Raw genomic sequence first — 25,919 nt, 5'->3', positions numbered from 1 at the left:
TGAGGTTTATTGTTTTTCAATGAGTTTAATGATCTCTTTCAGGTCGGTAGCGCTGATCTTTTTTTCGTTGGCAAAAAACGTTACCAAATCTTTATAGGAGTTTTGGAAGTAGTTGCTTACAAAACCGCTCATAAAGCGTTTTTTATATTCCTCTTCCTGTATCACTGGCAAGTAACGGAACGAGTTGCCTAATTTTTCACTTTTTAAAAATCCTTTGCGCTCCAGGTTTTTTATGGTAGAGGCAAGGGTAGTATAAGGGGGCTTCGGTTCAACCAACTGATCTAAAAAATCCTTAATGAATCCGGCACCTGATTGCCACACCGCCTGCATTGCTTCTTCCTCTTGTTGCGATAATTTTTCCATTGTATTTACGATTGTTTCGTAAATCTACGAACTATTCGTAGTAAAGCAAATTTATTTTTAGTTTTTAACAGAATTTAACATTGGAGGTTAGAGGTTGGAGATTACAGGTTAGGTTTGTCTGAACTCGAATAAAGCGAATTTTAAGAATTTATCAAATTTGCTAAGTATTCTGTTAATTCCTTAATTCCAAAAAATCGAGTTCAGACAAATAACTGCGGATAGCAATTCACGCAGAGGCGCTAAGCCGCAAAGTTTTTCTTCTTAGCGCCTCTGCGTCTTTGCGTGCTAAAAAAAAATCCAAACAACCTAACCTCTAATCACCACCATATCTTAACATAAATCCATTAGCCGCTTAAAAAATCCTGTTAATTTTATATAAACACCAATAAAAGTTGATTTTGCCTTAATATACCATTCAAAGAAAAAGTTATATTTAGGGCTGAGTTGATTGTAAAACATAAATACGCGCTTATTGAAAACTATTACCCGCAGGGACTTTTTAGGTAAAGGGGCCATGCTGGCTGGCGGGGCATATCCTGCCATGCTTGCCCTTGGCTTACTAAAACCATCGCCGGCACATGCCTTTAATCTTGAAGGCAGCGGCAAAGGCAAACACATTATTATTTTAGGAGGCGGTTTGGCCGGTATGGCCAGCGCCTATGAGCTTGGTAAACTCGGCTACCAGTGCACCATTCTGGAGGCGCGGCAGCGCACCGGTGGACGCTGCTTCAGTATCCGCAACGGCAGCACCAATACTGAAGTTGATAAGCCAACTGCTACCGCCCATTTTGATGCCGGGCAATATTTCAATGCTGGCCCTTCGCGCATTCCGCACAATCATGAACTTACGCTGCATTATTGCAAGGAACTGAGTGTGCCTATCCAGGTTTATAATAACGTAAACGAAGGCGCTTATTACTTTGCCGAAGGTAAAGGGCCTTTATCAAACAAAAAGATAAAGGTTAGGGAGGTTCATAATGATATCCGCGGTTACATGACCGAAATGCTGGCTAAAAGTATTGACCATGGTGGCCTCGACAGCAGCTTTACCAAAGAGGATGGTGAAAAGATCATCGAATACCTGCAAGCCGAAGGAGGTCTGGATATCGACAAACTTTACAAAGCATCGGCACGCCGTGGCTACACCGAAGGCCCTGGTGCCGGCGACAAACCCGGCAAAATAGCCGATCCGCATAAACTGGCCGAACTGCTGCATTCGGGTTTGATGGATCCCGATTTTTATAATGTAGCCGAATATACTTACGAGCTACAGATGACCATGTTCCAGGCCGTTGGTGGTATGGATCAGATAGCCAAAGCTTTGGAAAAAAAGGTAGCACCATCCATAAAAATGGGAGCGGAGGTGACCGCTATTAATAATGTAGCCGATGGAGTTAAGATTACTTATAAAGATGCCACAGGCGAGCATGTATTAAATGGCGATCTCTGCATCTGTACCATCCCGTTGCCAGTTTTGAGTAATATCAGCAATAATTTTAGTGGTGATGTTAGTCGCGCTATTGATTATATCAGCTATAACCAAACCGGGAAGATCGGCCTGCAGTTTAAACGCAGGTTTTGGGAAGAGGATGAGCATATATATGGTGGTATAACGCACACTAACAATGATTTAACGCAGATTTTTTATCCATCCTATGATTATTTAGGAAAAAAAGGTATCTTGATTGGATATTATAACTTTAACGAAAAAGCGCAGAAGATCGGCGCTTTAGGTTACGCCGAAAGGGAGAAGTTCGCGCTGGAAAAAGGCAGGCTCATCCACCCGCAGTATGACAAAGAGTTTGAAAACTCGTTTTCGGTAAGCTGGCATAAAACCAAATATAATTTAGGCGGATGGGCGGTGTACACTACCGAAACCCGTAAGACACAATACCCGGTACTATTAAAACCCGATAAGCAGGTATATTTTGCAGGCGAGCATTTAACATACCTCAATGCCTGGATGGCCGGGGCATTTGAATCGGCCAGGAGTACAGTTGCTGCCGTACATGCAAGGGTTACCGGGCAGCGTGAGCAATATCCTATTCAAAAATAAAGCAACGTATAGAAAAAGCATTAAATACCACCACCATGTCAAGTACAATTAACCGCAGAAACTGGATAAAATCCAGCGCATTTATGGCCGGAGGACTGGCCTTCTTTTCAGGAACAATTGGTAAGCTGGCTGCCATGCCCGCACGTGTATTTAAACCATTATCCCGCAGTATAACCGACCAGGAAGCTGTTACCAATGCCGGCTTTGACCTAAAAGCCAGGCTGCTGGCCAACGAAAACCCCTTCGGCCCATCGGCTACAGTAAAAAAAGCCATTCAGGATGCCATTGATAAAAGTTATCAGTACCCCTTTATGCAGCTATCACAGATCTACGGCAAAATTGCCGCGTATGAAGGCGTGAAATCAAATAATATACTGATGGACGCGGGTTCAACTCCGCTTTTGCTTGCCGCTGCCATGCATTTTACTAAAGGAGGTAAAAGCGTGATCACAGGCGACCCTTCATACGATGACCTACCAGGCAGGGCACAGGAGCTTGAAGGAAAATGGGTAAAAGTACCCCTTACTGCAGATTATAAGCTTGATCTTGATGCCATGGAAGCTAGGGTTGATGATAACACTGGTTTAGTTTATATCTGCAACCCTAATAACCCAACTGCTACTGTTGTTGATACCGAAAAGTTAAAGGCTTTTTGCGAGCGTGTATCAAAAAAAACAACCGTTTTTGTTGACGAGGCTTATATCGATTATCTGCCCGACCCACAGGCCGCAAGTATGATCAGCTCTATCAAAGCGGGCAATAATGTGATAGTTGCACGTACCTTTTCAAAACTCTACGGTTTTGCAGGGCTAAGGCTTGGGTATATTATATCTCAGCCTGATACCATCAAAACATTTGAAAAATATACCACCCAATCATGGAGTATCAGTGCTACCACACTCGCCGCTGCCATAGCCGGTTATCGTGAGGAGGCATTTTTGAAAGATGCTTTACAAAAAACGCTGGCTTCAAAAGAGTATTTATATGCTGTACTTAAAAAAGAAGGTTATGAATACATCCCCTCGTCGGCAAATTTTGTGATGTTCCCGCTTAAAATGGACGGCAAAAAATTTGTCGGCGAAATGATGAAGCGCGGCGTCGGCGTTCGTAACTGGCAATTTAACGGTAAAGACTGGTGCCGCGTAAGTATTGGTCGCATGGACGAAATGGAAGCCTTTGCAGACGCGTTTAAACAGTTATCTTAAGTTGAAGAAGCACGAAATCAAGAGTCAGGAGATAAGAAGGAAAGCTTCTCGCTCCTGACCTTAAAAATTGTGCTAACTTCTTGACTCTTGACTCCTGATATCTTGAATCTTTTCTAAAATGAGAAAACTCACATTAACACTACTACTAACTTCGTCTCTTTATTTTGCCAAGGGGCAAACAGTAAACCCTCGTCCGCTCACTATGGATGAGTATAAAAAGGCACAGGCTTTCACTATTGCCAATTTGGATAACGATACCTACGTTAAGTTTGAAAATGCTTATGTATTGGATCGTTACGAAAGCCGTAAGCCCTATTTTATAACCGGAGCTGACGGGTTAAAGAAACGCATCGACCTGTACAAACTGATAGCCAAAGAAGGTATGCAGGAAATAGGCCTGATGGTATTTTATACCAACGAAAAGGGCAAGCTGTATAAAGCCCTTGTTCCTGATTTTACCGCCGATGCGAAGGTTTGGGAACAGTATTTCCAGGATATTGACAACATCAATAAAGTGGAGCAGAATTTTATCCTAAAACTATCTTATGTACTGTCAAAAGAAGTCAGCTTTCAGCAGTATAAGGTACTTAATGGTGGCAAGGACCTGAAAGAGGAAGCAGCTACCTATGGCAATGATATATGTTTCCCCGGTGAAGAACTTGTAACCATGGCTAATGGCGATAACAAGATGCTGAAAGCTGTGAAAAGCGGTGATGAGGTGATTTCGGTTGATCCGGCTACTAAAAAGAATATGGTAGTTAAGGTGAAAGAATTAACCACTCATGAGGCTAAAAACTATGCTATAACCCAACTGGTGCTGGTATCAGCCAAAACGAAGAATACAAAAGAAGGTAAAGAAGTTAAACTGAATAGCAAAGTTTTACAGGCTACACCCAATCATCCTATGTTAACCAAACAGGGTAATATTAAAATAGGAGAGGTAGCAACCGGGCAGGAGGTGCTTTGCCTTAATGAACAGACAGGTAAATATGAGGCTTTTACCGTATTGCAAAAAACAGAACATGCCGGTGGTGTGCAAAAAGTATATAATATTGTTGCCGATGGCGGCAGTACATTACTGATGAATGGAGTAATGGTGATGCAGAAGTAACCTGCTTTATGATCTTCAGCTAAAACTTACGAAGTTTTTAAAACTTCGTAAGTTTGGACGAGGGCGATAAGACCAAAGTAAAAACTCCATTACCCAGGCACGTATGCAACAGAAATTGGTATCTTGCTCATCTATATCTCCTGCATAAAGATTTATGCCTATAAAAACAACAGTTATCACGGGGGCTACCTCCGGCATTGGGAAAGCAACTGCGATGGCGCTTGCTGCACAGGATCACGCGGTTTACCTGCTGGTTCGTAACATTATTAAAGGCGAAGCGGTTAAGCAGGAGATCACTACACAAACCGGCAATAAGCATATTTATGTAATCAAATGCGATCTGGCCGATTTGCAAAGTGTTAGTGAGGCTGCGGCCGAACTCTCGCAAAAGCTGATGGCTATCAATATTCTTATTAATAATGCCGGAGCTGGTTTTAGTGAAAGGCAGGTAAGTAAGGATGGGTTTGAAATGACATTCGCCACCAATCATCTCGGACATTTTTTGTTAACTACCAGTTTGATACCATTACTTGAGCGCGGACAAGCGCGTATTATCAATGTAAGTTCTGAAGGGCATAAATTAGGAAAACCCAATTTTGATGACCTGCAATCGGCACAAAAATACTCGTCTGTTAAAGCTTACGGTATGGCTAAGCTTTTCAATGTTTACTTTGCACAGGCGCTTGCACAAAAGTTTGGTGATAAGGGGATCCTGGCTTTTTCCCTGCATCCCGGCGTTGTAAACAGTGGCTTTGCTGATAAACTTAAGGGTTTTGAAAAGATAATGATGAAACTGGCCCGGCCGTTTATGATCACATCTGAACAGGGCGCTGAAACATCCATATATCTTGCAACGGCGCCCCGGCTTGATCAATTTAATGGCCGCTATTTTAAAAAGAAAAAGGTTGCTAAAACAGCTGCTATAGTACAAGACGATGCTGCGCAGGAAAAACTCTGGCGGATAAGTGAGAAACTGATCAGTAAATCAATGGTTTAAGTTTTACAGGCCATTGGGCAATTATGAATTTACCGTGAATAATTCAATCATTTGCTTAAAAATGTTGCAACATTAAAATCAATAAGTTAATTTAGATGACTTAAACATGACAATTATGCCTGTTAACAAAAAATTATTAGTTACGCTCGGCCTGCTATCCATAGTGGTATTCGGCGCCATGACCAACATTAAACCACAGGATGAGGGTTTTAAGAACCTTAAAGTATTGCCAAAAAACATTTCTGGCGAGAACTTGCATAAAGTTATGGAAGATTGGGAGCACTCATTGGGGGTACATTGCAATTTTTGCCATGCCCGTAACGAGGAAACTAAAAAGATGGATTGGGCAAGCGACGCAAAGCCTGAAAAACAGATGGCACGCRACATGTATAAAATGATGAACAAGATTAACCAGAAGTATTTTCACGCCAAAAAGGATTCTTTGGGCATGATCATGCAAAGTGGTGTTAACTGTAATACCTGTCACCGTGGCACAGCTCATCCTGAAGTGACGGTACCAGATGGAAAAGGTCCCGGAGCTCCGGGAATGGGTTCTGGTCCGGGTGGTCAGCCTGGTCCGCCGCCGGGTAGCCCTGCGCCAACCAAACCATAACTGATAAAGCAAGATATATTATAAATAAATGCCTTTGGTAAAACCAGGGGCATTTTGTTTTATAAGAGTTATTATCCAATATATTTTATCCTTTTTTATGAAAATTGCATGCTCAACCGTTGAGCGTGTATTCTTTTTGGGAATAATTTTAAACTGAGTTCATGAAAAATTCATGCTTTGTAACTATTTTTATACATACAATAATTGGTTGGTTTTCTATTAAAAAGTTTACGTGTTGAGTTACTATCGGCTCTGCAAGTTTATTTTAGGTATAAAGCTGACGAGTTAATTGTTATAACCTTATAATAATTATCATAATTAACACATGACTGCGGAGTTTAAGATCAAGCCACAGGCGCCAGCTAATACATCAACAAATTCGGGCGAATTAACTTGCCGGAATTGCAAAACCCAGCTAAGCCGGATCAAACGGAGTGATCTGGCCAAATTTTTTCTGTTTGGTTTACCTTTTAAAAAATATATCTGTTACAAATGTTCCCGCAGAACCTATAGGTGGGTTCCTAAATAATATCCTTGAGGTTTATAAACACTTGGCATGTAGTAACTTTTTGGGTAAATCAATTACATTTGTTTTATGCAGAAAATACTGGTTGCCAACCGTGGTGAAATAGCTTTGCGAATTATGCGCTCGGCGCGCGAAATGGGTATCAAAACCGTTGCTGTTTATTCAGATGCAGACCGGGATGCCTTACATGTGCGTTATGCTGACGAAGCAGTTAATATCGGCGAAGCCCCCTCCAGTAAATCTTATCTTGTCGGTGAAAAGATCATTGCTGCCTGTAAACAAACAGGAGCCGAGGGTATCCACCCTGGCTATGGATTTTTAAGCGAAAACGCTGCTTTTGCCCGGTTGGTCAGAGAGTCGGGGCTTACTCTTATTGGTCCTTCGCCGGAGGCAATGGAAGTGATGGGCAACAAGTTATCTGCTAAAGCTGCGGCACTTAAATATAATATCCCGATGGTGCCCGGAACGGAGGAAGCTATTACCGATGTTAATGAAGCTAAAAACCGGGCAATTGAAGTAGGCTTCCCAATATTGATAAAAGCCGCTGCAGGCGGTGGCGGTAAAGGGATGCGTATTGTTGACAGCCCTGAAGATTTTGAGGAGCAGATGCAGCTGGCTGTTTCTGAAGCTACATCTGCTTTTGGCGACGGTTCTGTTTTTATTGAGCGATATGTTTCATCTCCTAAGCATATTGAGATCCAGGTACTTGGTGATACACATGGTAATATAGTGCATTTGTTTGAGCGTGACTGCTCGGTGCAACGTCGTCATCAAAAAGTGATAGAGGAAGCGCCGTCTGCAATATTAACCCCGGAGATCAGGGAAAAGATGGGGCGCTGCGCGGTTGACGTGGCCCGATCTGTTAATTACACAGGTGCAGGTACTGTCGAGTTTATCATGGACGAGACGCTTAATTTTTATTTCCTGGAGATGAACACCCGTTTACAGGTTGAGCACCCTGTAACTGAGCTGATAACCGGTATTGACCTGGTAAAGGAACAGATCAAAATAGCGCGGGGCGAAGCAATCAGTTTTAAACAGGAAGATTTAAAGATGCGTGGGCACGCTGTTGAACTACGTGTTTATGCCGAAGACCCGGCCAATAATTTTTTACCGGATATCGGTACCCTGCAAACGTATATAACCCCCAAAGGGCCCGGTGTACGTGTTGACGATGGTTTTGAACAAGGCATGGAAATCCCTATTTATTATGACCCAATGATAGCCAAGCTGATAACCTACGCGGATACCCGTGCTGAAGCTATTGACCGCATGGTAAGGGCTATTGATGAATATAAGATCACCGGTATCACAACTACCCTGGGTTTCGGGCGCTTTGTAATGCGGCACGAAGCTTTTACTTCTGGCAATTTTGACACCCATTTTGTGAAAAAATATTTTACGCCCGAAGTGCTTCAGGAAAGTTATGAGGACGAAGCTATGGTAGCAGCAATAGTGATGGAAAAGCTTTTAGGTACAAAAAAGGTTTCAATAGCCACACCAGCCGAAACAACAGATAATTCAAGTAACTGGATTAAAAACAGGAAGCAGATTTAATGATTATTCATTGCAGCGAGTTCACCTATTAGCGCTGCCTGTGCCGGGTTGATCTTTCTTTTTGCTATGGCTATATCAAACCAGGCACCACGGTCAATTTCTTCAAAAGTTTGTTTTTTGCCCGAGCGCGGCGGCCATTCTATTTCAAAAGTATTGCTACTGATATTTTCCGCGTCGATATTGCCCTCAACAGCCCAGGCCTGTACCGTTTTGCCGCCTTTTTGCTTAATGGGGTTTAACGTTGTAAAATCTCCGGTTATTTCATGCCCGGTTTCTTCCTGAAACTCACGTTTGGCGGCTGTTAGAGGATCCTCGTCCAGCAGGTATTCGCCTTTGGGGATTGACCATGAGCCATCATCTCTATTTTTAAAGAAGGGGCCGCCCGGATGTACAAGAAACACTTGTAAGCCCTGAACAGTTTTTCGATACAATAGGATCCCCGCGCTTTGCTTTGGCATGTTTAAGATTTAAAGGCAAGTTAATGAAAGCCTTAATTATAATTGTTATTTTTGATATAAACACCCCAAACCTATATACAATTATTATGGCAGACGACAGATGGAGCAAGTTTAAGGTAACAGCTGATGTTGACATTGACGTACGCAGCATGTACGAAGCCTGGGCTACGCCCGAAGGCCTTGAAACCTGGTTTTTACGCAAGGCCGATTTTTTTGCCATAGCCGGCCGCCAGCGCGAACCGCAGGAGTTTATCAAAAAGGAAGATACTTATACCTGGCATTGGCATGGTTTTGACGATACCATTGTTGAGAACGGCCAGGTACTGGAAGCCAATGGATCCGATTTTGTAAAATTTACTTTCACAGGTGGTACTATCGTGAGTGTTTCCATAGCCTGTAAATTAGGCGTGGTGGTTGTTGAGCTGGTACAGGAAAATATTCCTGAAGAAGCTGATCCGGAAAAAAACCTTTACGTACAATGCCAGCTTGGGTGGACGTTTTATTTAGCCAACCTGAAATCGGTATTGGAAGGCGGTAAAGACCTTCGCAATAAGCGTAAAGATTTGTTCTCGAGTTTCAAATAATTTCATTTCCTGCTGACAAACCATACTGTAAAATATTTTAGCTTTGATGGCAATCAAAATAGCCCTTTAAATGGGCCGGAAGGTATATGTTTACAGGAATTATAGAAACTTTAGGTAAGATCACCGATCTGCAGCAGGAAAAAGGCAACCTTAATATTACTGTCGAGTCGGCTATATCGCATGAGCTCAAGATTGACCAGTCGGTTGCACACAATGGTGTTTGCCTTACAGTAGTAGCTTTAGCCGACGGTTTGCACGTAGTAACCGCCATCGAAGAAACCCTCAATAAAACAAACCTTGCTCAGCTCAAAGTTGGCCACACGGTAAACCTGGAACGCTGCATGCAAATGAACGCCCGGCTTGATGGCCATATTGTTCAGGGCCATGTTGACCAGGTGGCTGTTTGCACGGCCTTTAAAGAGCTTGACGGCAGCTGGGAATACACCTTTGAATACGATGCTGCAAGCGGCAATGTAACCGTAGAAAAAGGATCTATCTGTGTAAACGGTATCAGCCTTACTGTGGTTAACTCACACGCTAATAGTTTTTCTGTAGCTATTATTCCATACACATTTGAGCACACCAACCTGCACAATGTAAAGGTTGGCAGCCAGGTAAATCTTGAGTTTGATATTATTGGCAAATACGTGGCCCGTTTAATGCAGCGCTAAATCCCTAAGGATTTAATACGTTCTTTGGAGTAGGCTATATAAGCTTTTTGGGTATCCTTCGGTTTGCTTGCCAGGTATTTTTTATAGTATTTGATGGCTGTAGCTTTGTTTTTCAGTTCTGTGTCGTAGAGCGTAGCAAGGGCATAATAAGTAATCGGGTCCGGTTTATATAGTAAACTTTTCTGGTATGCTTCAACTGCGCTCTTAAGCTGATGCAGGCGGTCGTACGAATCACCTTTTTCACTGTAGTAGGAACTTACCCCGGTAGATATGGCTTCTTCAATAGCTTTATCTAAATAAGTGATCGCTTTGGTATTGTTATGTAAGGCTTTGTAGCTCATGGCCGTGTAGTAATATGAAGCTTCGGTGCCGGTATTGCCGTCTTCCAATGTTTTGAAGGTTTTGATACAGTCGGGATAGTTGGCGGTCATGTAATACGAAGTAGCCAGCATAGATACAATACTGCCGGCCTGTTCGCCAGCATCAATCAGCTTTTTGGTGATGGCAATGGTTACCGGGTATCTTTTTAATGCATAAGATGCCTGTGCTTTACCTTTCAGGAGCAACAAATTGGCTGTATCTGCAACAAGTGCTTTATCAATCACATTTTCGGCATTGCCATATAATTTAAGGTTGATGTAAAAGGACGATAGATCATACGCCACATCCGGGTTAAGCGGATTGATTTTGTTAGCTTTTTGCAGGTAAACGATGTTTCCCCCTATATCACCTATATTTTGTGATAGGTCTGCCAGTTGTTTATATACATCAAAGTTGGTGGTATCCTTCAGCAGGATCTTCTTTACATATGTCAACGCCTTTTTATTATTTCCCCGCCTTTTAATGATCTCACTCATATTATACAGGTTAGTAAGGCTGGTAGTATCAGTAGCATAAATGCGTTCATAATAGTTTTCAGCATCGGGCAGGCGGGAGGCCATTTTTGAAGTATAGGCCAGTTTTGACAATATCTTAAGATCGGTTACCGGTTCCGGATATGTTTTTTTGAGATAATCGGCTGCATCTGCAAAACGCTGGTTTTGATAATAATCAAGCAGAAGCGAATCGTTAGCGGTTTGCTGGGCATGTAATTTCAATACTGATAAGGTAAGGATCAGGCTTATAAACAGGCTTTTCATAACTAAATGTTTAGTTAAACTAAGTTATTAGTTATCGATGACAATTCCAAATCTGAAACAATTTTTTATTAATGGGGTTAGGCTTATATAGTAATAATTAAAACCACATATTATGGATAAGTTAAAGAAGTTTGGACTGATGGAGAAAATTGTCCATGAACTGGAAGACCTGAAAAATAGCCAGCAGGCTATAATCACCAAATTGGCTAAGATAGAAGTAGATAATATTGATCTTGGTGATAAACGCCTTGAAAAGGACCTGCCCGATATGCACCAGCGTGTATCCGATAACCTGGATACCATAGCATCCATCCTCGAAGACTTTGCCAATCAAACCGCAAGCTACAGTGATAGTAACAATATTGCTGCCCTGAAAGAGCAGGAAGCTTTAGGGAAATAAGTTAAAAAGAAAAATCCCCGGGAACGGGGATTTTTCTTTTACCGAATCGATATTCAAATCAAAGATTTTCCCTTCTTTTTTGGAATAGCTTTTCAACGTCTTCATGTTTAACAAAGTCTCCGGCCGCTATTTCATCATCGGCAAGGTCTATTTGCTCATCATAATCTATTTCTTCTTCCTGATATTCCATACTACCAATATAATAAATTAAGCAAAGCTAAGATAAGCGCTTACTATAACGCCAGTTATTCCTTCTTAGCCCTTTCCGCATTCCGGTTATACCTTTTTATTGCCTGAAGATAATTTTTCCATTGGATGCTTTCAATGGCATCAAGATCATCGCCAACCATTGCTCTCAGATTTTCCTCATTGTATTGAACAATTGGCCCATTGTTAAGCTGAATGGCAATTATGGTTTTGGGGTTGAACATTTTTCCTTCGGGCTCACTTAAAAGCGAGTAAGCATTGATATGCCCGTTTATAAACTTAAACATCCAGCAGCTATCTTTAGCAATGCCTGCATAATAGTTTGATGCCGAAAAAATTTCAGCTTGCTTTTTAGTTGACGGAGGTGTTACATTCCGGGCTATTTCAATTGTTTGTTCGGGGTAAATTACCTGTTCCCTGTTTGTATCTGCTTTGGATAATGACTGATTAATAAACAGCAGGTAACTTTTATGTGCATAGGCATCTACATAAATTCTGGACTTGACCTCCTTTTTAGTTCCGTTAAGCATGGTCACCAAAAAAGTGTATTCAGGATTATTGGTGCTCTTATTACTATTGCTCCAGAACGCCCACATGGCGAGGGGCGTTTGATTTCCCAGTTGCAGATCCATATTTTGCCTGTTAAGCGTGTTGTTAACAGCCGGCAATCCACTTTGAGCATATGAAATACTTGCTAATATAATAAGGAAAAAGGCAGGAATGAATTTATGTACAAGTTTCATGGATAAAGCGTAGTCGCGCTAAATCTATGAAACTTGTTTAATCTCAATGTTAAATATTTACTGGTACTGAATATAAATAGGAGCAGGCTTCAGGCTCAATACTTCTTTAGGGGTAAGCATCCTGTGCGGCTCATTCTTGATATCGTTTTTGTAGAATAATTTAAACCCTGTAAACTGAACAGGTTCTTCAGAAATGAAGTATTTGTAAGTACCTTTTTTAAGCTCCGGACCGCCCCAGCCATCCATATCCATTACTACCTGTACTTCGGGTCTTAGCTTAATATCCTTATAGTTGGTCACCATTCGTTTGGTAAAGCGGTGCACTACAAATATTTTGGGTGGCAAGTCATTCTTTTTTACAAGTTTAGCAAGATAGCCGGTTACATAATTGATATCATCAGCATCAAAAGTACCAATCCGTTTGCCGGGTACGCTGCCTTCTTTCATCGAAAATTCCGGGTCGATGCCGAAATGAACGTTAGGCATTTTTAAATACTTTTCCAATAAAGGCAACTCGGTTTGTACCGTACTGAAGCCAACCTGTATATCTAAAAATACAATGGCATTGATGCTTTTCGCCCAGCTTATTACCGTGTCTATCTGTTTAAAGGGCATTCGCAGGTTATGCAGACCGTTGCGTCCGGCATCAGCCTGGGCGGTTACACAGATATAATGCAAGGCCGGTACCACGCTGGTAGCTGTATCTGCCTTTTCCCAGTTTTTAACCTCTTCCTTTAATTTATTGAGCATGGTTTTACGTGGGTATTGACCAAGTACGCCCATGTTTTTCGAATAAAGGTTGCCGTAAAAAGCTACAATGCGGTTAAACGGTAAAATAGCACCGGGTAAAGGGTACTCTTTGGTTTTCACCGGCCAGCGTCCGCTTTTATCGCCATTGGCGATTTTCTTCATCAATGAATCGTACTTTAAAGTATCCAGTATTGATGCTTTTGCAGTAGTATCGCGAAAATGCTTACGGGTTGCAGCACAGGCCGTATTAGTTACAGCAATAAAAATAAGCAGGGCTAAAGCAGATATTGTCCTTTTCAAATTTTAAGATTTTTGTGTTGATGAGCAATATCTGTGCCTATTCTATACTCTTGCCCCGCATAGCTGTGCTTATAGCCTGATCCATCAATCGTTCGGCAAAGGGGCGGGTAAACTCGTTAACCTCATCAATGCTTTTCAATATCAGGTCTTTATCGCCGCTGGTTAGCGCGTCTTTTAATTTCTGAAGCAGTTTGGTTGTGTCGGCTATTTCGGTAATCGACACGTAGTCGGCATTTTTTTGCAGGAAGCGTTCAACGGTATAAACCATTTGCTCGCCTTCGGTACGTGCCTCAATAAGCATTCGCTGGCTAACATCGTCCTTGGCGTGGGTAATGCTGTCCATCAGCATTTGTTCTACCTGCTCGTCGGTAATGCCGTAGGTTGGTTTTACTTCAACCTCCTGTTTTACGCCCGAACGAAGCTCAATAGCCTGTATGGTAAGGATTCCATCGGCATTAAGCAAAAAGTTGATATCAACTTTAGGGAAACCCGCCGGCATGGAAGGGATACCTTTCAAATCAAATTCAGCCAGTTTGCGGTTTTCTTTGATCAGGTCGCGCTCGCCCTGGTAAACGGCAATTTTCATGTTCACCTGTCCATCTATGGATGTAGTATATTGCCTGCCGCCTTTAGTTGGCACTTTAGAGTTGCGGGGGATGATCACATCCATTAAACCGCCCATAGTTTCAATACCCAAGGATAGTGGGGTAACATCGAGCAATAAAATATCTTTACGGTTACCGGCCAAAATATCGGCCTGTATGGCAGCGCCTAAGGCAACTACCTCATCAGGGTTTACATCATCATGTACCGGTCTGCCAAAGAACTCAGCAACCATACGTTTAACTAAAGCTGTACGCGTTGAACCGCCAACCATTACCACCTCATCAATCTGATCGATGGTTAGTTTAGCATCTTTAAGTGCGTTTTGGCAGCTGGTGATAGTTTGCTGTACTTTGGGTAATATCAGTTCTTCAAAAGTGGTGCGGTCAAGCGTACACCAGATCTCGCCTATTTTATCATTAACCATGCTTTGGTGAGCAAAGGCTTTCTTGGCTTCTTCCGCTTTTAAGCGCAGTTGTTGAGCTAATTCATTATTGGCCAAAACTTCGGGCCTGTTTAGCTGGTTTTTCTCGATCCAGTAATCAACAATAATGCGGTCAAAATCGTCGCCGCCTAAAAAAGTATCGCCATTGGTTGATAGTACTTCAAAAATGCCGTTTTGGATCTGTAGTATAGATACATCAAAAGTACCACCGCCAAGGTCATAAACGGCTATAGTTTTTGTTTCGTCGGGGTTTAAGCCTATTCCGTAAGCCAAACTTGCGGCTGTAGGTTCGTTCACTATGCGTAAAACATCGAGTCCTGCAAGTTTACCTGCATCGCGGGTGGCCTGGCGCTGCGAATCATTGAAGTAAGCAGGTACGGTGATCACGGCACGGTTAACCGGGGTTTTAAGGGCATGTTCGGCGCGGGCCTTAAGCTCTTTCAAGATCTGTGCCGACAGCTCAATAGGGGTGTAGAATTTATCGCCTACTTTGATCTTAACGAGGCTTTCGGTATCGTCATCAATTACTTTATAGCTAAAAAAGTCTTTATAATTTTCAATATCGTGATAACTGCGGCCCAGTAAACGTTTAACCGAAAATATGGTGTTTTGCGGATCGGTTATCAGAAACTCTTTTGCCTCATTACCTACTAAAACATCACCTGCATCACCAAAATGTACTACTGAAGGTACCAGCACGCCTTTACCGGCATCATTAATTACCTGCGGATTTTTATCAGGGTTGATGAATGCTACCAGCGAATTGGTAGTACCCAGATCGATGCCTACAATGATCTCTTCTTTTTGTAATGAGCCTGTTGCCAGGTTGATAGAAACTTTAGCCATTATATTAAGTTAACAAAAGGCAAATGTACTTAGTTTTGGTTGAGGATATGTCTTCTCAATCTCTAATTTATTAAGTTTTGCCTATTTTGTAACATCATTATAGGAGAAGCCTTTATTTCAATAGGCTGACAAACAAATAAAGCTTAATGCTGCTTTATGCCTGTAATACCGTAAATAAATTATTATGGAAAAGCGTGAATTAGGCAAATCCGAACTATATACAGCGCCACTGGTTTTTGGCGGTAATGTTTTCGGCTGGACTGTTAAAGGCAATGATACCGCTGTTTTACTGGATGCGTTTTTAGATGCCGGTTTTAATACAATTGATACCGCCGATGTATATACCCGCTGGGTTGAAGGCAATAAAGGAGGAGAATCGGAAACGGAGATAGGCAATTGGTTAAAGCAAAGCGGCAAGCGCGATCAGGTCATTATTGCTACAAAAGTGGGTTCGGAGTTGGATTCGGAAAGAAAGGGTTTGAAAAAGGATTATATTATCAAAGCTGCCGAAGATTCGTTGAAAAGACTGCAGACAGATTATATCGACCTGTATCAGAGCCATTATGATGACCCTTCAACACCGGTTGAAGAAACCCTGCGCGCTTACGATCAGTTAGTGCAGGAAGGTAAAGTTCGTGCTATCGGCACATCTAATATGTCGGTTGAGCGTTTGCATGAGTCTTTAAAGGCGAGCGTTGAAAAGGGGCTCATCGCATACCAAACCCTGCAGCCGGAGTATAACCTTTTCGATAGGGAAAAATACGAAACCACCTATGAGCCTTTTCTTAAGGACAAAAATATTGGTGTGATTAACTATTTTTCATTAGCCAGCGGCTTTTTGAGTGGGAAATACCGTTCAGAAAGCGACCTGCAGGGGCGCAGCCGGGCCCGTTCGGTTAAAAAGTATCTTAATGAGCGTGGTTTTAAGATCTTAAAAGCGCTTGACGAGACTGCCGCTCAGTACAACGTAAGCCAGTCGGCAATTGCTTTGGCTTGGTTAATTGCACGGCCAAGTGTAACAGCACCTATTGTAAGTGCCACCAATCTTGATCAGCTTAAAGAGTTTGTCACAGCTGCCAATTTGAAGCTGAGCGATGAAACTATTGGAGCCCTCAATACCGCCAGCGCTTATTAAATATCCGCTAAAAATTTTAACAGCACGTTTTTCAATCGAAGGGCGTGCTGTTTGTTTTTGGCTGCCTGGTTAGGCTAAAAATTGCTTTTGCATTGCTTAATAATTATATCGTTTTTTTAATTTAATTATTAAACAACAATGCCCTTCTTTTTGCTTTTTTTAAACACTAAAGTTTTAAACATTTCCTAAAAAATACTTTATTTACTAAACAGAACTCTCTGTTTTTGAGTATAAAGGGTTCTCTCTAATTAATTTTTTATTTTAAATGGAAAAGCTGAAGCGGATTATTGGCTACGGCAAGCCTGATTTGTCGCTGGAAAACAAGCTGTTTAATGCCTTTACGTTATTCATTTGTATCAGCAGCATTTTTTCGCTGATCTGTAATTTGTTTTTAGGCTTAAGTTACAAATTGGAGCTTGTTCAGCTTTTTGTGATCCTGATGTCGGGCTGGGCTTTTTACCGGAGCCGGTTTGTAAGGTACAAGGAGGATGTTGCTGTAATTTATATCTGCTTTGGCCTGGCAGCAATTGTTCCGGGTTGGTTTTACAACGGCGGCATAGGCGGATCAACAACCCTTTCGGGAGTTTTCTTTATTGTATTGATCACCCTGCTTGTTAAGAAGAGATACCATTATATTTTTATAGGTGCTTTAATAGTTATATTCTTAGGCTGTTATTATGTTGAAAAACAGTTCCCCGGGTTAGTACAACCTTATAATAGCTCTGCAGCAAAGGAATCTGACCTGATCACATCCGCAGTAACAAATATTTTAATTGTTGGGCTTCTGGTGGGTTTTATTAAAAAAAGCCATGAAACCGACAAGCGCGACCTGATCCGTAAAAGTGAAGAGTTACAGGCCTCGCAAATTGAACTTTCGGCCTCACGTGACCAGGCCGAGGCGGCTACATTTGCCAAGTCGAACTTTTTGGCAAACATGAGCCACGAGATCCGTACGCCGCTCAACGGTATTATAGGTACTGCCCAGTTGCTTTCCCGCACCAGTTTACTGCCTGAGCAGCAGGAACTGCTTCAAACTTTGCAATCGAGCAGTAACCTGCTCATCAATATTATTAGCGATATCCTGGATATCTCAAAGATCGAAGCTGATAAGCTGATCCTTCACCCGGTGTCGACACATTTGCGTAACTGTATAAAAACAGTGATTGAAATCACCGAACCGGCAATCACCACGCTGCATAAACCATTAAAGCTAACTTACCAGGTTGATGATAGTGTAGCTGACTATGTTATAGCAGATCAGGGCCGGCTTCAGCAGATCCTGGTTAACTTAATAGGGAACGCCATTAAGTTTACAGATGAAGGTTCGGTAACCTTACGGGTTACGGCATCCGAGATCAGGAATAATATCCAGGAAATAACTTTCAGTGTGAAAGATGACGGAATTGGAATAAGTGAAGAAGCTTTAGCGCAATTATTTAAGCCATTTACGCAGGTAAATACAACCGCTTTACGTAAATATGGCGGTACTGGGCTGGGTTTATCCATCTGTAAAAAGCTTGTTGAGATGATGCAGGGCAGGATCTGGGTTGAGAGTAAGGAAGCCGAGGGCTCATTGTTTAGTTTTACCTTGCCCTTACAGGTAACTTATAGCGCCGCTGAGCTGGAGATGCAACCTGGCGAAAAAGAAGCGTTTCAATACCGGCCTTTACGCATTTTACTGGCCGAGGACAATAAAATGAACCAGTTGATAGCCAGTAAAATATTTAAAAAAGTTGGCTATAGTATTGATATTGCCGAAAATGGGCTGGCTGCTGTAAATATGGTTGAGCAGTGTAACTATGACCTGATATTTATGGATATCCAGATGCCCGAAATGGATGGTTTACAGGCCACCCGGCATATATTAAAAAAGCACGGAAATGGTGCTCCGCCTATTATTGCCATGACGGCCAACGTGCTTAGCGAAAATGAACGCGAATGCGCTCAGGCAGGTATGAAGGATTTTGTAAGCAAACCCTTTACTTTTGAGCGCGTGGAAGATATCATCCAGAAATGGACGTAATATGTCAGTAAAAAGTACTAATCGTTGATTAGTACCATACAAAATAAAAATAGTACCATTTAGGGCAGGGCTATTGTGTGTAGTTTTGCGTCATGTTACAAAGCATTCCAACAATTGATATTTGCACACTGGCTGATGATATAAAGCAGGATGATGTTTTGATTAGCAGATTTGCTGTTTATCTCGATGCCCATAAAAACCTTTTCTTCCCGCACCGCCATTCTTTTTATCACCTGGTATTGTTTACCGATGGCGGTGGTTCACATACCATTGACTTTGAGAGCTTCGGCGTAAAACCCGGGCAAATTTATTTCATGGTACCGGGACAAGTGCATTCGTGGGAATTTGAAGGCTTTGTTGATGGTTACATCATTAACTTTTCAAGTTCTTTTATCCAGTCGTTTTTATTACGGTCAGGTTATTTCGACAACTTTAACTTTTTGAATGGTAACCCGAAAGATGAAGTGATTGATTTGCCTGCCGATCAGTTGCCTGCGATAATTTCCCTTTTTGAAAGAATAGTAACCGAGGTTGAAAAGCCGGCCGCCTTAGGCAGCGATATGGTAAAGCTGCTTATGCTGCAGATCTTTATCCTCGTAAACCGCTGCCAGGGCAAGAGTGATAGCTTTGGAAAACAAGGTTATAACCAAACGCTGATCCGTAACTTTCAAAAACTGATTGAACAGCACTATATTGATGTAAAGCTCCCTAAGGATTATGCCGAGCTGCTTTACATCACCCCTAATCATTTAAATGCGGTATGTAAAGATGTGCTTGGCCTGTCGGCAGGGGAGGTGATCCGTAACAGGACGCTCCTTGAAGCCAAAAGGCTGTTGACCAATCCAAGGCTTAACATAAGCGAAATTGCCTTTAACCTTAATTTTAGTGACAATTCCTATTTCACTAAGTTCTTTAAAAAAATAGAAGGCATTACCCCCGAAGAGTTCAGAAAGAAAACCTTAAACAATAAATCATAATAATATGGAAACCCCTAAATATAAATTATCTGCATGGTCTGCTTTTGCAAACGCCAAATGTCCGCGTTGTAGGCGCGGTGATCTGTTCATTTCTGGTATGTATGAATTTAAAGGCCAGGAAATGCATAAAACATGCTCGCACTGCGGCCTGGTATATGAGCGTGAGCCGGGCTATTTTTATGTAGCTATGTTTGCCAGCTACGCGCTTAACGTTGCCGAAATGGTTACGCTGGCTGTTGCTATCAGTGTTTTAACAGGCAGCAGCAACCCATGGTTATATGTAACCATTATTTTAGGGGTGGCGGTTGCTTTGGCTCCATTTAATTACAGGTATTCAAGGGTGATGCTTTTGCACTGGCTTACACCGGGCTTACATTACCACCCGGAGATGAGCGAAGATAAAACGAAATAATTTAACTGACTGAAATACAAAACGATGCCCTTGATTGAAAAATTAAGGGCATTTTCATTTAAACCAAAAACAGCGGCCACAGTCATAATAATAACAAGCTTGATTTATATAAATTAAATAAGTATTTGAAATTAAGCTGTTTATAATTACTTAAAATCTATTATCATGAAAGCAAAACTTCAATCACTGAAAGCCGATCTATATAATGTATTTGTAGCTGGTAATGCCGATGACAGGCAATTGGCAAAAGCATATTTCTTATTAGCTATCCCGTTATTCGCTATATTTTTTGGTTTGGGTTCGTTTCCCAAATTCTGATCATAAAAAAACAGTCGGTTCATTTCTGTACCGACTGTTTACAACTGTTCCTAACTAATTAACTAACTATTAAACTAAATTATTCTTCGATTTGGTTTAGGCCAACGTAATTTGATGCAATAAGTAAACTATTAAAAGGCTGATTTTTTGCCCCGCGATTACTATTGTTGTATCTGTTTAAAACATCATGGTAATGTGAGTCTGAAAATATAAGACGGGTATTAATTTCTGAATTATATAGCGAATCCTCGTTTAAGTTAATATCGCTGCGCTGAGCGGGCTTGAGCTTTTTTTCAGGCGTTGAGGCAAACATATTGGCACATGCTATTAAAATAAGGGATGCCGCAACCAGTACAAGAAAATGGTAGAATAATTTCATAAGCAAGGTGTAAGTTTTTTAAAAATGCCTCCAGATGTTCAGAAACAAATTATATTTCAAAAATAGCCAACGCGTTATAAAAAATAATCAGGGATTTCACCGTTTTGCGTACGTAGTTTTACGCAATTTTTAATAGATATGGGTGAATAATTAAATGTAGAAAGAAAATTTGATATAATGTTATAAGATCGATAAAAAAAATATTTTGTCGCATTATGTGAAAATTGTGAGGTACATCAAATATTCAATCCTGTATAGGCTGGTTACAGGTAATAGTTGCAGTTGTATAGCTGCAAGTTGAATAAAATAATAGCCATTTGACAGATTTCGATCTTATTCCACAATGTGAAAAAAAGAACAGTAATTGTATTACAATATCTCATATTTTGCTCAATCATAAATTAACATCAATCTGATACCGGCAGGAGTAAAAAATCTTACTTTTGCCGGCGATATGAATGATTCGCTTAAAAATAAATACGACAGCATAATTTTTGATCTGGACGGTACTCTTTGGGATAGTACAGCTAATGTGGCCCTCGCCTGGCAGGCAGCTATAAGCAAGGTAGATTATATTAAGGAGGAAATGACGCAGGAACGTGTGCGTTCTATCACCGGCATGACTTACGATGCCATTTTTGATAAATTATTCCCGGATCTTAATATCGAGCAACGTAAAGAAGTGCAAGCGCTTTGTGCCGTTAGCGAACTGGAGATACTGCACACCAAAGGAGGCGAGCTTTATCCGCAATTGGAAGAAACACTTAAATACCTTGCGGCAAACTATAAGCTTTACATCGTGAGCAATTGCCAGAACGGCTACATTGAATTGTTTTTGGATTTGAATCAATTGCATGGTCATTTCCTTGGTCATCAGTGTTTCGGCACAAAGGGAAACCCGAAAGCTGATAATATTAAAGACGTAGTAAGCGATCATCAACTGAAAGCTCCTGTTTATGTGGGCGATRCCATGGGCGATTATAACGCCGCAAAACAAGCCGGAGTGCCTTTTATCTTCGCCAATTACGGTTTTGGTGTTGTGCCGGATGGCATGGTAGCAACCATCAGTAATTTTGCCGAACTTAAAGAACTGCTTTAAGCTTATAATTTTATCAAAACTGTTCAGGATAGGAGTGATTTTGCTATCCTGAATTGTAATGCGGCTTGTTGTAGTTATAATCCTATTGTAAAACAATTTTCAGCTTTTACCATTGTTCTTTCAGCTTTACAGCTAAAAATTTAATTTAGTAACATGAAGTTCATCAAGTATCTGCCCATAGCTTTAGTTTTTATTTCTTTTGTATCGTGTAAACCCAAAACCAAATCAATGCAGGTGCCTGTAGTTGGTTTTGTTGATGCTTTTGAAGATGCTACGATATCCCAGGCGCGCAAAGGTTTTACCGATGCTTTGGCTAAGAATGGCTTTAGCGAAGAAAAAAAGACTGTACAGATCGAGTACAGCAACGCGCAGGGCGATATTCCAACACTTACACAGATCGTAAACCACTTTGTTACCGATAGTGTTAACCTACTGGCAACCTGTACAACGCTATCGACCGTAACAGCGCTTCAAAAAACACAGCATATCCCGGTTTTTGCCATGGTATCCCCAACAGCCGAACGGATGAAAGTAGTTGATGCAAGCGGAAAAGCCCCGGCCAACCTTTTTGGCGCGGTAGAAGAGTTAAACTATATTGATACTTCATTCAGTATTATCCCCAAATTGCTTAAGCCAAAGGGCGCAAAGCTGGTTATCGGGATGATCTATAATCAATCAGAACCACAATCTGCCGATGCGTTGGCTCGTATCAAATCATTAGCAGCAGGCTTAAATGTTGATATTGTGGCGCTTCCTTTAAATACCTCAGCCGACGCCCAGTTGGTTACGCAATCGCTATTAAGCAAAAACATCGATGCATTTTTCGCTAACCCGGATAATACTGTTTTCGCATCGTTTGAAACCATCCTGAAAAACTGCAATCAGAAAAACATCCCTATTTTTACCAGTGAAGCAGGCCTGGTGCAGCGCGGTGCGGTAGCTGCTTTTGGTGCCGATATTTATCAGTGGGGATACCAGGCTGGCGAGCAGGCTGCTCAATTCCTTAAAACCCATAAAACTGATGGCCTACAACCCGAAATGGTGAAGATCAGGAAGAGGGTATATAACCCAGCTGCCGCTAAGAAATATAACATCACCATTCCGCCAAATTTTGAGCCTGTAAAATAAATGGATTTTTACCTTACCGCTTTACTGCAAGGCCTGTGCTTTTCGGCCATAGCGCTGGGGATCTATATATCCATGAAGATCTTTAATATTCCGGATATCACAACCGATGGCAGTTATACATTGGGCGGTGTGGTAACGGCGGTATTGCTGACCAACCATCAGCCTACCTACGTTATTTTACCTGCTGTGATTTTGGCAGGGGCAACGGCAGGGGCTATTACCGGTATTATCCATACCAAATTAAAGATCAATGCACTACTGGCCGGCATCCTGGTTATGACGGCACTTTACTCGGTTAACCTTACTATTATGGGCCGGTCGAATTTACCGCTCATCAATTTGCCTTCGCTGTTTACTATTGTAAATGTAGTAAGCGATCCCAACCAAAATACATTCTGGATCCTTGCCATTTTCGTTATCCTCATCACTTTCCTGATAGGTTATTTGCTCAAAACTGATTTTGGCATCGCTATGCGGGCTACAGGCAATAGTGAATCCATGATCCGTTCGTTAGGTGTAAATACCGACAGGATGAAGATCACCGGATTAGCTTTGGCCAACGCGCTCACAGCTTTGAGCGGCTACCTTGTGGCGCAGTTCCAGGGTTTTGCGGATATCAGTATGGGCATCGGGATTGTAATAGTCGGGTTAGGATCGGTGATCATTGCCGAAACGTTAATTAACTGGTTAAAGCTAACTTCTGTATGGTTGAGCCTTGTATTGGTATTAACCGGCGCGGTGATATTTCAGCTGGTACTGGCGTTCACCCTGTCGGTAGGTGTAGATCCTAAACTACTGAAAATAGTTACCGCCAGCTTTGTGCTGGTGATCGTAAGTCTGCCGCGTTTATCCTTATTAAAATCATCATGATAACGATAACCGACGTACATAAAATATTCAATAAAGGTAAAGCTAACCAGGTAAACGCGGTTAATGGTATTACACTGGAGATAAAGGACGGTGAGTTTTTGGTAGTAGTAGGCTCAAATGGCTCGGGTAAAACTACCCTGCTTAATTTAATTGCCGGAAGTGTATTAGCTGATAGTGGTACAATAGGCATTGACGGCAGCGACGTAACCAAACTCCCCGATTATAAACGCAGCCAGTGGATTGCGAGGGTATTCCAAAATCCATTGAGCGGTACTGCGCCTGATCTGAGTATTTTAGATAATTTTCGCCTGGCTTCGCTCCGTACCAAAACAAAGGGTTTATCTGTTGGGGTGAACGATGCTTTTAAAAAAGAAGTGCAGGAAAAAGTGGCCAGTCTTGGCATGGGTTTGCAGGATAAGATAGAGCAACCAATGGGTACCTTATCAGGCGGGCAACGGCAGGCACTAACCCTGCTGATGAGCGTGATGGACAGTTGCAAGGTTTTACTGCTGGATGAGCCTACCGCAGCCCTCGACCCGCGCTCTGCAGATATAGTAATGCGGACGGCTGATACACTGATCCGTGATTTTAACCTGACAGCTGTATTCATTACACATAATTTAAAGGACGCTTTTAATTATGGCACACGAATAATACAAATGGGCGAGGGGTTGATTATTAATGATTTATCAGGGAAAGATAAAGTTTCTTTAAAACAAAACGACCTGTTCGACTGGTTTGCCTAAAAATTGGCAGAGTAATTGTATATAACTCTGTACCATGAAAAACAATAATTTTGAAACCATATCCGACGCTTACCAGTTAGTGAGCGGCGCAAAAATAAAAGGAAAAAAACACGACGAAACATTTGAACTTGGCGCATACGATGCCCTAAAACGCGGCTATATACTTTACCCGCTTGAGCATGGCGTTAAGTTTGACGACTTTAGTGTGATGATCTCCGAAAAAGAATTAAAAAATAACTTCCTGATTGAGGCCGTTAAACAAAACGCAATAGCAGCTTAACCAACAAGCTGCTATTTTTATATGAAGCCTTTCCCAGTCATATAAAGGCAATAAACCTCATGCACAATGTATTAACCTTGTGCATGACTTTTCTTCTCTTGCTTTTCTCATTCAATAATTGTAGGTTTGCGTTAATAAAAATACAAACCGATGCTGTTTAATAGATCATTCTGCTCAACAATAATGTGGCCCATGGTGTCGCAGCAGAAGGGTTTTGCATCAATAATTCTCTTCTCAACTCCGGTATAGCGGTTTCGAAGTACCCAAACCGACCCTACATTTACTACATTAGTATAACATTAAGCACTACTTAAACGTAAGCTTAATTGAATTTGAAATTTTATATGGACAATTATTATTCAATAGAAGAAAAGTACCTCCAGGCTGTTGATGAACTATCGTTCGGCGAAACACCTAAAGGCTTGAATATATTAAACCAGATTGTTGCGGATGAACCTTTTTTTGCAAGGGCGCATTACCAGTTAGGGATGATCTACTATTACAAGATCCAGGATTACCAAACCGCAGGCTATCATTTTAAAACCTGCATGGAACTGGAACCATCATTTCCTGATAACTACACCCATTATCTCGATTTGGTGGTGTTCCTTAGCATGGAGAAATTGGTTGCAACTATTTCTGCGCAAGCTTTAACTATACCTGGAGTTGATAAATCCCGAACTTTTGAGTTAATGGGCTTGTTTTACGAAAAGCAAAAAGACTGGAACAAAGCGTTAGGTTATTACCAGGAAGCTTTTATGGAAGTAACTGAAAAAGACGAGCGTAAAGACATTGAAGATAGCTTTAAACGCGTACGCTCAAAAATGAAGCAAAAACAGGCTTACACTTATTTCATTACCGAATAACATGTATAGTTTTAGCAGGTACTTTAAACAAATAAGCCCCAAATTCTGGGGCTTATTTGTAATAAAAAATCCTAATTAATAACGTATGCATAAATGTACGTATTTAATGTAA

The 25,919-nt window shown here is 41.4% G+C and carries 28 protein-coding genes; 20 read left to right on the top strand and 8 right to left on the bottom strand.

The features are described from left to right. Positions 1–6: 6 nt before the first annotated feature. Positions 7–363: a BlaI/MecI/CopY family transcriptional regulator gene (locus tag AC1DUD_RS25235; protein ID WP_477379622.1), complete on the bottom strand. Its 357-nt coding sequence runs from the start codon at positions 361–363 to the stop codon at positions 7–9. Positions 364–835: 472 nt separating this feature from the next. On the opposite strand from AC1DUD_RS25235, the gene AC1DUD_RS25230 reads away from it, so the two are divergent. The 6 genes from AC1DUD_RS25230 (at position 836) to accC (ending at position 8,428) form a co-directional block, all read left to right on the top strand. Further along, a complete protein-coding gene (locus AC1DUD_RS25230) occupies positions 836–2,419 on the top strand; it encodes a flavin monoamine oxidase family protein (RefSeq protein ID WP_477379620.1) in 1,584 nt (527 codons plus the stop codon). A 35-nt stretch (positions 2,420–2,454) separates the two neighbouring features. Beyond that, positions 2,455–3,624 (top strand): pyridoxal phosphate-dependent aminotransferase, encoded by a 1,170-nt coding sequence (locus tag AC1DUD_RS25225; protein WP_477379618.1) that lies wholly within the window; start codon positions 2,455–2,457, stop codon positions 3,622–3,624. 118 nt (positions 3,625–3,742) lie between these two features. Continuing rightward, the gene (locus AC1DUD_RS25220; RefSeq protein WP_477379616.1) at positions 3,743–4,735 is read left to right on the top strand and encodes a Hint domain-containing protein; all 993 of its coding nucleotides are present in this window, start codon (positions 3,743–3,745) and stop codon (positions 4,733–4,735) included. Positions 4,736–4,889: 154 nt separating this feature from the next. Then, entirely contained in the window at positions 4,890–5,732 is an 843-nt protein-coding gene (locus tag AC1DUD_RS25215; RefSeq protein ID WP_477379614.1) for an SDR family oxidoreductase, read from the top strand. A 115-nt stretch (positions 5,733–5,847) separates the two neighbouring features. Then, positions 5,848–6,345 carry a c-type cytochrome gene (locus AC1DUD_RS25210; protein WP_477379612.1) on the top strand — a complete coding sequence of 166 codons (498 nt, stop codon included), beginning with the start codon at positions 5,848–5,850 and terminating at the stop codon, positions 6,343–6,345. A 595-nt stretch (positions 6,346–6,940) separates the two neighbouring features. Further along, the gene (gene accC, locus AC1DUD_RS25205) at positions 6,941–8,428 is read left to right on the top strand and encodes an acetyl-CoA carboxylase biotin carboxylase subunit (RefSeq protein WP_477379610.1); all 1,488 of its coding nucleotides are present in this window, start codon (positions 6,941–6,943) and stop codon (positions 8,426–8,428) included. Here the strand turns inward: accC and AC1DUD_RS25200 are convergent. Continuing rightward, positions 8,425–8,886 (bottom strand): NUDIX hydrolase, encoded by a 462-nt coding sequence (locus AC1DUD_RS25200; protein ID WP_477379608.1) that lies wholly within the window; start codon positions 8,884–8,886, stop codon positions 8,425–8,427. The genes accC and AC1DUD_RS25200 overlap by 4 nt on opposite strands. A gap of 86 nt (positions 8,887–8,972) precedes the next feature. On the opposite strand from AC1DUD_RS25200, the gene AC1DUD_RS25195 reads away from it, so the two are divergent. Together AC1DUD_RS25195 and AC1DUD_RS25190 are read left to right on the top strand one after the other, a co-directional pair. Continuing rightward, complete coding sequence (locus AC1DUD_RS25195) at positions 8,973–9,470, top strand: SRPBCC family protein (RefSeq protein ID WP_477379606.1); 498 nt, start codon at positions 8,973–8,975, stop codon at positions 9,468–9,470. An 86-nt stretch (positions 9,471–9,556) separates the two neighbouring features. After that, complete coding sequence (locus AC1DUD_RS25190; RefSeq protein ID WP_477379604.1) at positions 9,557–10,141, top strand: riboflavin synthase; 585 nt, start codon at positions 9,557–9,559, stop codon at positions 10,139–10,141. On the opposite strand, the gene AC1DUD_RS25185 is transcribed toward AC1DUD_RS25190, so the two are convergent. After that, a complete protein-coding gene (locus AC1DUD_RS25185) occupies positions 10,138–11,280 on the bottom strand; it encodes a tetratricopeptide repeat protein (protein ID WP_477379602.1) in 1,143 nt (380 codons plus the stop codon). The genes AC1DUD_RS25190 and AC1DUD_RS25185 overlap by 4 nt on opposite strands. A gap of 112 nt (positions 11,281–11,392) precedes the next feature. Between AC1DUD_RS25185 and AC1DUD_RS25180 the strand changes: the two genes are divergently transcribed. Then, positions 11,393–11,680, top strand: coding sequence for a hypothetical protein (locus tag AC1DUD_RS25180; RefSeq protein WP_477379600.1), 288 nt, complete (start codon positions 11,393–11,395; stop codon positions 11,678–11,680). A gap of 58 nt (positions 11,681–11,738) precedes the next feature. On the opposite strand, the gene AC1DUD_RS25175 is transcribed toward AC1DUD_RS25180, so the two are convergent. The 4 genes from AC1DUD_RS25175 to hscA are packed head-to-tail and all read right to left on the bottom strand — an operon-like array spanning position 11,739 to position 15,574. Further along, positions 11,739–11,870: a hypothetical protein gene (locus AC1DUD_RS25175; RefSeq protein WP_477379598.1), complete on the bottom strand. Its 132-nt coding sequence runs from the start codon at positions 11,868–11,870 to the stop codon at positions 11,739–11,741. Positions 11,871–11,925: 55 nt separating this feature from the next. After that, complete coding sequence (locus tag AC1DUD_RS25170; RefSeq protein WP_477379596.1) at positions 11,926–12,630, bottom strand: hypothetical protein; 705 nt, start codon at positions 12,628–12,630, stop codon at positions 11,926–11,928. Between the two features lie 57 nt (positions 12,631–12,687). After that, positions 12,688–13,680 carry a hypothetical protein gene (locus AC1DUD_RS25165; RefSeq protein WP_477379594.1) on the bottom strand — a complete coding sequence of 331 codons (993 nt, stop codon included), beginning with the start codon at positions 13,678–13,680 and terminating at the stop codon, positions 12,688–12,690. A gap of 37 nt (positions 13,681–13,717) precedes the next feature. After that, complete coding sequence (gene hscA / locus AC1DUD_RS25160; RefSeq protein WP_477379592.1) at positions 13,718–15,574, bottom strand: Fe-S protein assembly chaperone HscA; 1,857 nt, start codon at positions 15,572–15,574, stop codon at positions 13,718–13,720. Positions 15,575–15,758: 184 nt separating this feature from the next. Here hscA and AC1DUD_RS25155 point away from each other — a divergent pair, with 184 nt between their 5' ends. From AC1DUD_RS25155 to AC1DUD_RS25135, 5 genes are all read left to right on the top strand, one after another. Next, positions 15,759–16,709 (top strand): aldo/keto reductase, encoded by a 951-nt coding sequence (locus AC1DUD_RS25155; protein WP_477379590.1) that lies wholly within the window; start codon positions 15,759–15,761, stop codon positions 16,707–16,709. A gap of 265 nt (positions 16,710–16,974) precedes the next feature. After that, positions 16,975–18,732 carry an ATP-binding protein gene (locus AC1DUD_RS25150; protein ID WP_477379588.1) on the top strand — a complete coding sequence of 586 codons (1,758 nt, stop codon included), beginning with the start codon at positions 16,975–16,977 and terminating at the stop codon, positions 18,730–18,732. A 92-nt stretch (positions 18,733–18,824) separates the two neighbouring features. Further along, positions 18,825–19,709, top strand: coding sequence for an AraC family transcriptional regulator (locus AC1DUD_RS25145; protein ID WP_477379586.1), 885 nt, complete (start codon positions 18,825–18,827; stop codon positions 19,707–19,709). Positions 19,710–19,713: 4 nt separating this feature from the next. Next, positions 19,714–20,121, top strand: coding sequence for a DUF983 domain-containing protein (locus AC1DUD_RS25140; RefSeq protein WP_330858398.1), 408 nt, complete (start codon positions 19,714–19,716; stop codon positions 20,119–20,121). A gap of 165 nt (positions 20,122–20,286) precedes the next feature. After that, the gene (locus AC1DUD_RS25135; RefSeq protein WP_158603985.1) at positions 20,287–20,439 is read left to right on the top strand and encodes a hypothetical protein; all 153 of its coding nucleotides are present in this window, start codon (positions 20,287–20,289) and stop codon (positions 20,437–20,439) included. A 79-nt stretch (positions 20,440–20,518) separates the two neighbouring features. On the opposite strand, the gene AC1DUD_RS25130 is transcribed toward AC1DUD_RS25135, so the two are convergent. Beyond that, positions 20,519–20,818, bottom strand: a complete 300-nt coding sequence (locus tag AC1DUD_RS25130) for a hypothetical protein (RefSeq protein ID WP_477379583.1) — start codon at positions 20,816–20,818, stop codon at positions 20,519–20,521. A 454-nt stretch (positions 20,819–21,272) separates the two neighbouring features. Between AC1DUD_RS25130 and AC1DUD_RS25125 the strand changes: the two genes are divergently transcribed. The 6 genes from AC1DUD_RS25125 (at position 21,273) to AC1DUD_RS25100 (ending at position 25,807) form a co-directional block, all read left to right on the top strand. After that, complete coding sequence (locus AC1DUD_RS25125; protein ID WP_477379581.1) at positions 21,273–21,917, top strand: HAD family hydrolase; 645 nt, start codon at positions 21,273–21,275, stop codon at positions 21,915–21,917. Positions 21,918–22,070: 153 nt separating this feature from the next. After that, complete coding sequence (locus AC1DUD_RS25120; protein WP_477379579.1) at positions 22,071–23,045, top strand: ABC transporter substrate-binding protein; 975 nt, start codon at positions 22,071–22,073, stop codon at positions 23,043–23,045. Continuing rightward, on the top strand, positions 23,046–23,915 hold the full coding sequence (locus AC1DUD_RS25115; RefSeq protein ID WP_477379577.1) for an ABC transporter permease: 870 nt from the start codon (positions 23,046–23,048) through the stop codon (positions 23,913–23,915). Next, positions 23,912–24,661 (top strand): ABC transporter ATP-binding protein, encoded by a 750-nt coding sequence (locus AC1DUD_RS25110; protein ID WP_477379575.1) that lies wholly within the window; start codon positions 23,912–23,914, stop codon positions 24,659–24,661. The genes AC1DUD_RS25115 and AC1DUD_RS25110 overlap by 4 nt, the downstream gene beginning before the upstream one ends. A gap of 34 nt (positions 24,662–24,695) precedes the next feature. Further along, a complete protein-coding gene (locus AC1DUD_RS25105; protein ID WP_477379573.1) occupies positions 24,696–24,941 on the top strand; it encodes a hypothetical protein in 246 nt (81 codons plus the stop codon). A 344-nt stretch (positions 24,942–25,285) separates the two neighbouring features. Next, positions 25,286–25,807, top strand: coding sequence for a tetratricopeptide repeat protein (locus AC1DUD_RS25100; RefSeq protein ID WP_477379571.1), 522 nt, complete (start codon positions 25,286–25,288; stop codon positions 25,805–25,807). Positions 25,808–25,919: the final 112 nt, after the last annotated feature.

The sequence above is a fragment of the Mucilaginibacter sp. P4_A11 genome (assembly GCF_056402535.1).
Note: the sequence above shows the minus strand (reverse complement) of the source record. Positions and strands in the feature narration are given on the sequence as shown.

Bases quoted from the DNA above. Each gene is read 5' to 3' on its own strand.
- AC1DUD_RS25155 (WP_477379590.1), top strand. From the start codon at position 15,759: ATGGAAAAGCGTGAATTAGGCAAATCCGAACTATATACAGCGCCACTG.
- hscA (WP_477379592.1), bottom strand. From the start codon at position 15,574: ATGGCTAAAGTTTCTATCAACCTGGCAACAGGCTCATTACAAAAAGAA.
- AC1DUD_RS25110 (WP_477379575.1), top strand. From the start codon at position 23,912: ATGATAACGATAACCGACGTACATAAAATATTCAATAAAGGTAAAGCT.
- AC1DUD_RS25140 (WP_330858398.1), top strand. From the start codon at position 19,714: ATGGAAACCCCTAAATATAAATTATCTGCATGGTCTGCTTTTGCAAAC.
- AC1DUD_RS25100 (WP_477379571.1), top strand. From the start codon at position 25,286: ATGGACAATTATTATTCAATAGAAGAAAAGTACCTCCAGGCTGTTGAT.
- AC1DUD_RS25190 (WP_477379604.1), top strand. From the start codon at position 9,557: ATGTTTACAGGAATTATAGAAACTTTAGGTAAGATCACCGATCTGCAG.
- AC1DUD_RS25185 (WP_477379602.1), bottom strand. From the start codon at position 11,280: ATGAAAAGCCTGTTTATAAGCCTGATCCTTACCTTATCAGTATTGAAA.
- AC1DUD_RS25180 (WP_477379600.1), top strand. From the start codon at position 11,393: ATGGATAAGTTAAAGAAGTTTGGACTGATGGAGAAAATTGTCCATGAA.
- AC1DUD_RS25225 (WP_477379618.1), top strand. From the start codon at position 2,455: ATGTCAAGTACAATTAACCGCAGAAACTGGATAAAATCCAGCGCATTT.
- AC1DUD_RS25115 (WP_477379577.1), top strand. From the start codon at position 23,046: ATGGATTTTTACCTTACCGCTTTACTGCAAGGCCTGTGCTTTTCGGCC.
- AC1DUD_RS25175 (WP_477379598.1), bottom strand. From the start codon at position 11,870: ATGGAATATCAGGAAGAAGAAATAGATTATGATGAGCAAATAGACCTT.
- AC1DUD_RS25150 (WP_477379588.1), top strand. From the start codon at position 16,975: ATGGAAAAGCTGAAGCGGATTATTGGCTACGGCAAGCCTGATTTGTCG.
- AC1DUD_RS25105 (WP_477379573.1), top strand. From the start codon at position 24,696: ATGAAAAACAATAATTTTGAAACCATATCCGACGCTTACCAGTTAGTG.
- AC1DUD_RS25235 (WP_477379622.1), bottom strand. From the start codon at position 363: ATGGAAAAATTATCGCAACAAGAGGAAGAAGCAATGCAGGCGGTGTGG.
- AC1DUD_RS25135 (WP_158603985.1), top strand. From the start codon at position 20,287: ATGAAAGCAAAACTTCAATCACTGAAAGCCGATCTATATAATGTATTT.
- AC1DUD_RS25220 (WP_477379616.1), top strand. From the start codon at position 3,743: ATGAGAAAACTCACATTAACACTACTACTAACTTCGTCTCTTTATTTT.
- AC1DUD_RS25170 (WP_477379596.1), bottom strand. From the start codon at position 12,630: ATGAAACTTGTACATAAATTCATTCCTGCCTTTTTCCTTATTATATTA.
- AC1DUD_RS25200 (WP_477379608.1), bottom strand. From the start codon at position 8,886: ATGCCAAAGCAAAGCGCGGGGATCCTATTGTATCGAAAAACTGTTCAG.
- AC1DUD_RS25120 (WP_477379579.1), top strand. From the start codon at position 22,071: ATGAAGTTCATCAAGTATCTGCCCATAGCTTTAGTTTTTATTTCTTTT.
- AC1DUD_RS25145 (WP_477379586.1), top strand. From the start codon at position 18,825: ATGTTACAAAGCATTCCAACAATTGATATTTGCACACTGGCTGATGAT.
- AC1DUD_RS25130 (WP_477379583.1), bottom strand. From the start codon at position 20,818: ATGAAATTATTCTACCATTTTCTTGTACTGGTTGCGGCATCCCTTATT.
- AC1DUD_RS25195 (WP_477379606.1), top strand. From the start codon at position 8,973: ATGGCAGACGACAGATGGAGCAAGTTTAAGGTAACAGCTGATGTTGAC.
- AC1DUD_RS25215 (WP_477379614.1), top strand. From the start codon at position 4,890: ATGCCTATAAAAACAACAGTTATCACGGGGGCTACCTCCGGCATTGGG.
- accC (WP_477379610.1), top strand. From the start codon at position 6,941: ATGCAGAAAATACTGGTTGCCAACCGTGGTGAAATAGCTTTGCGAATT.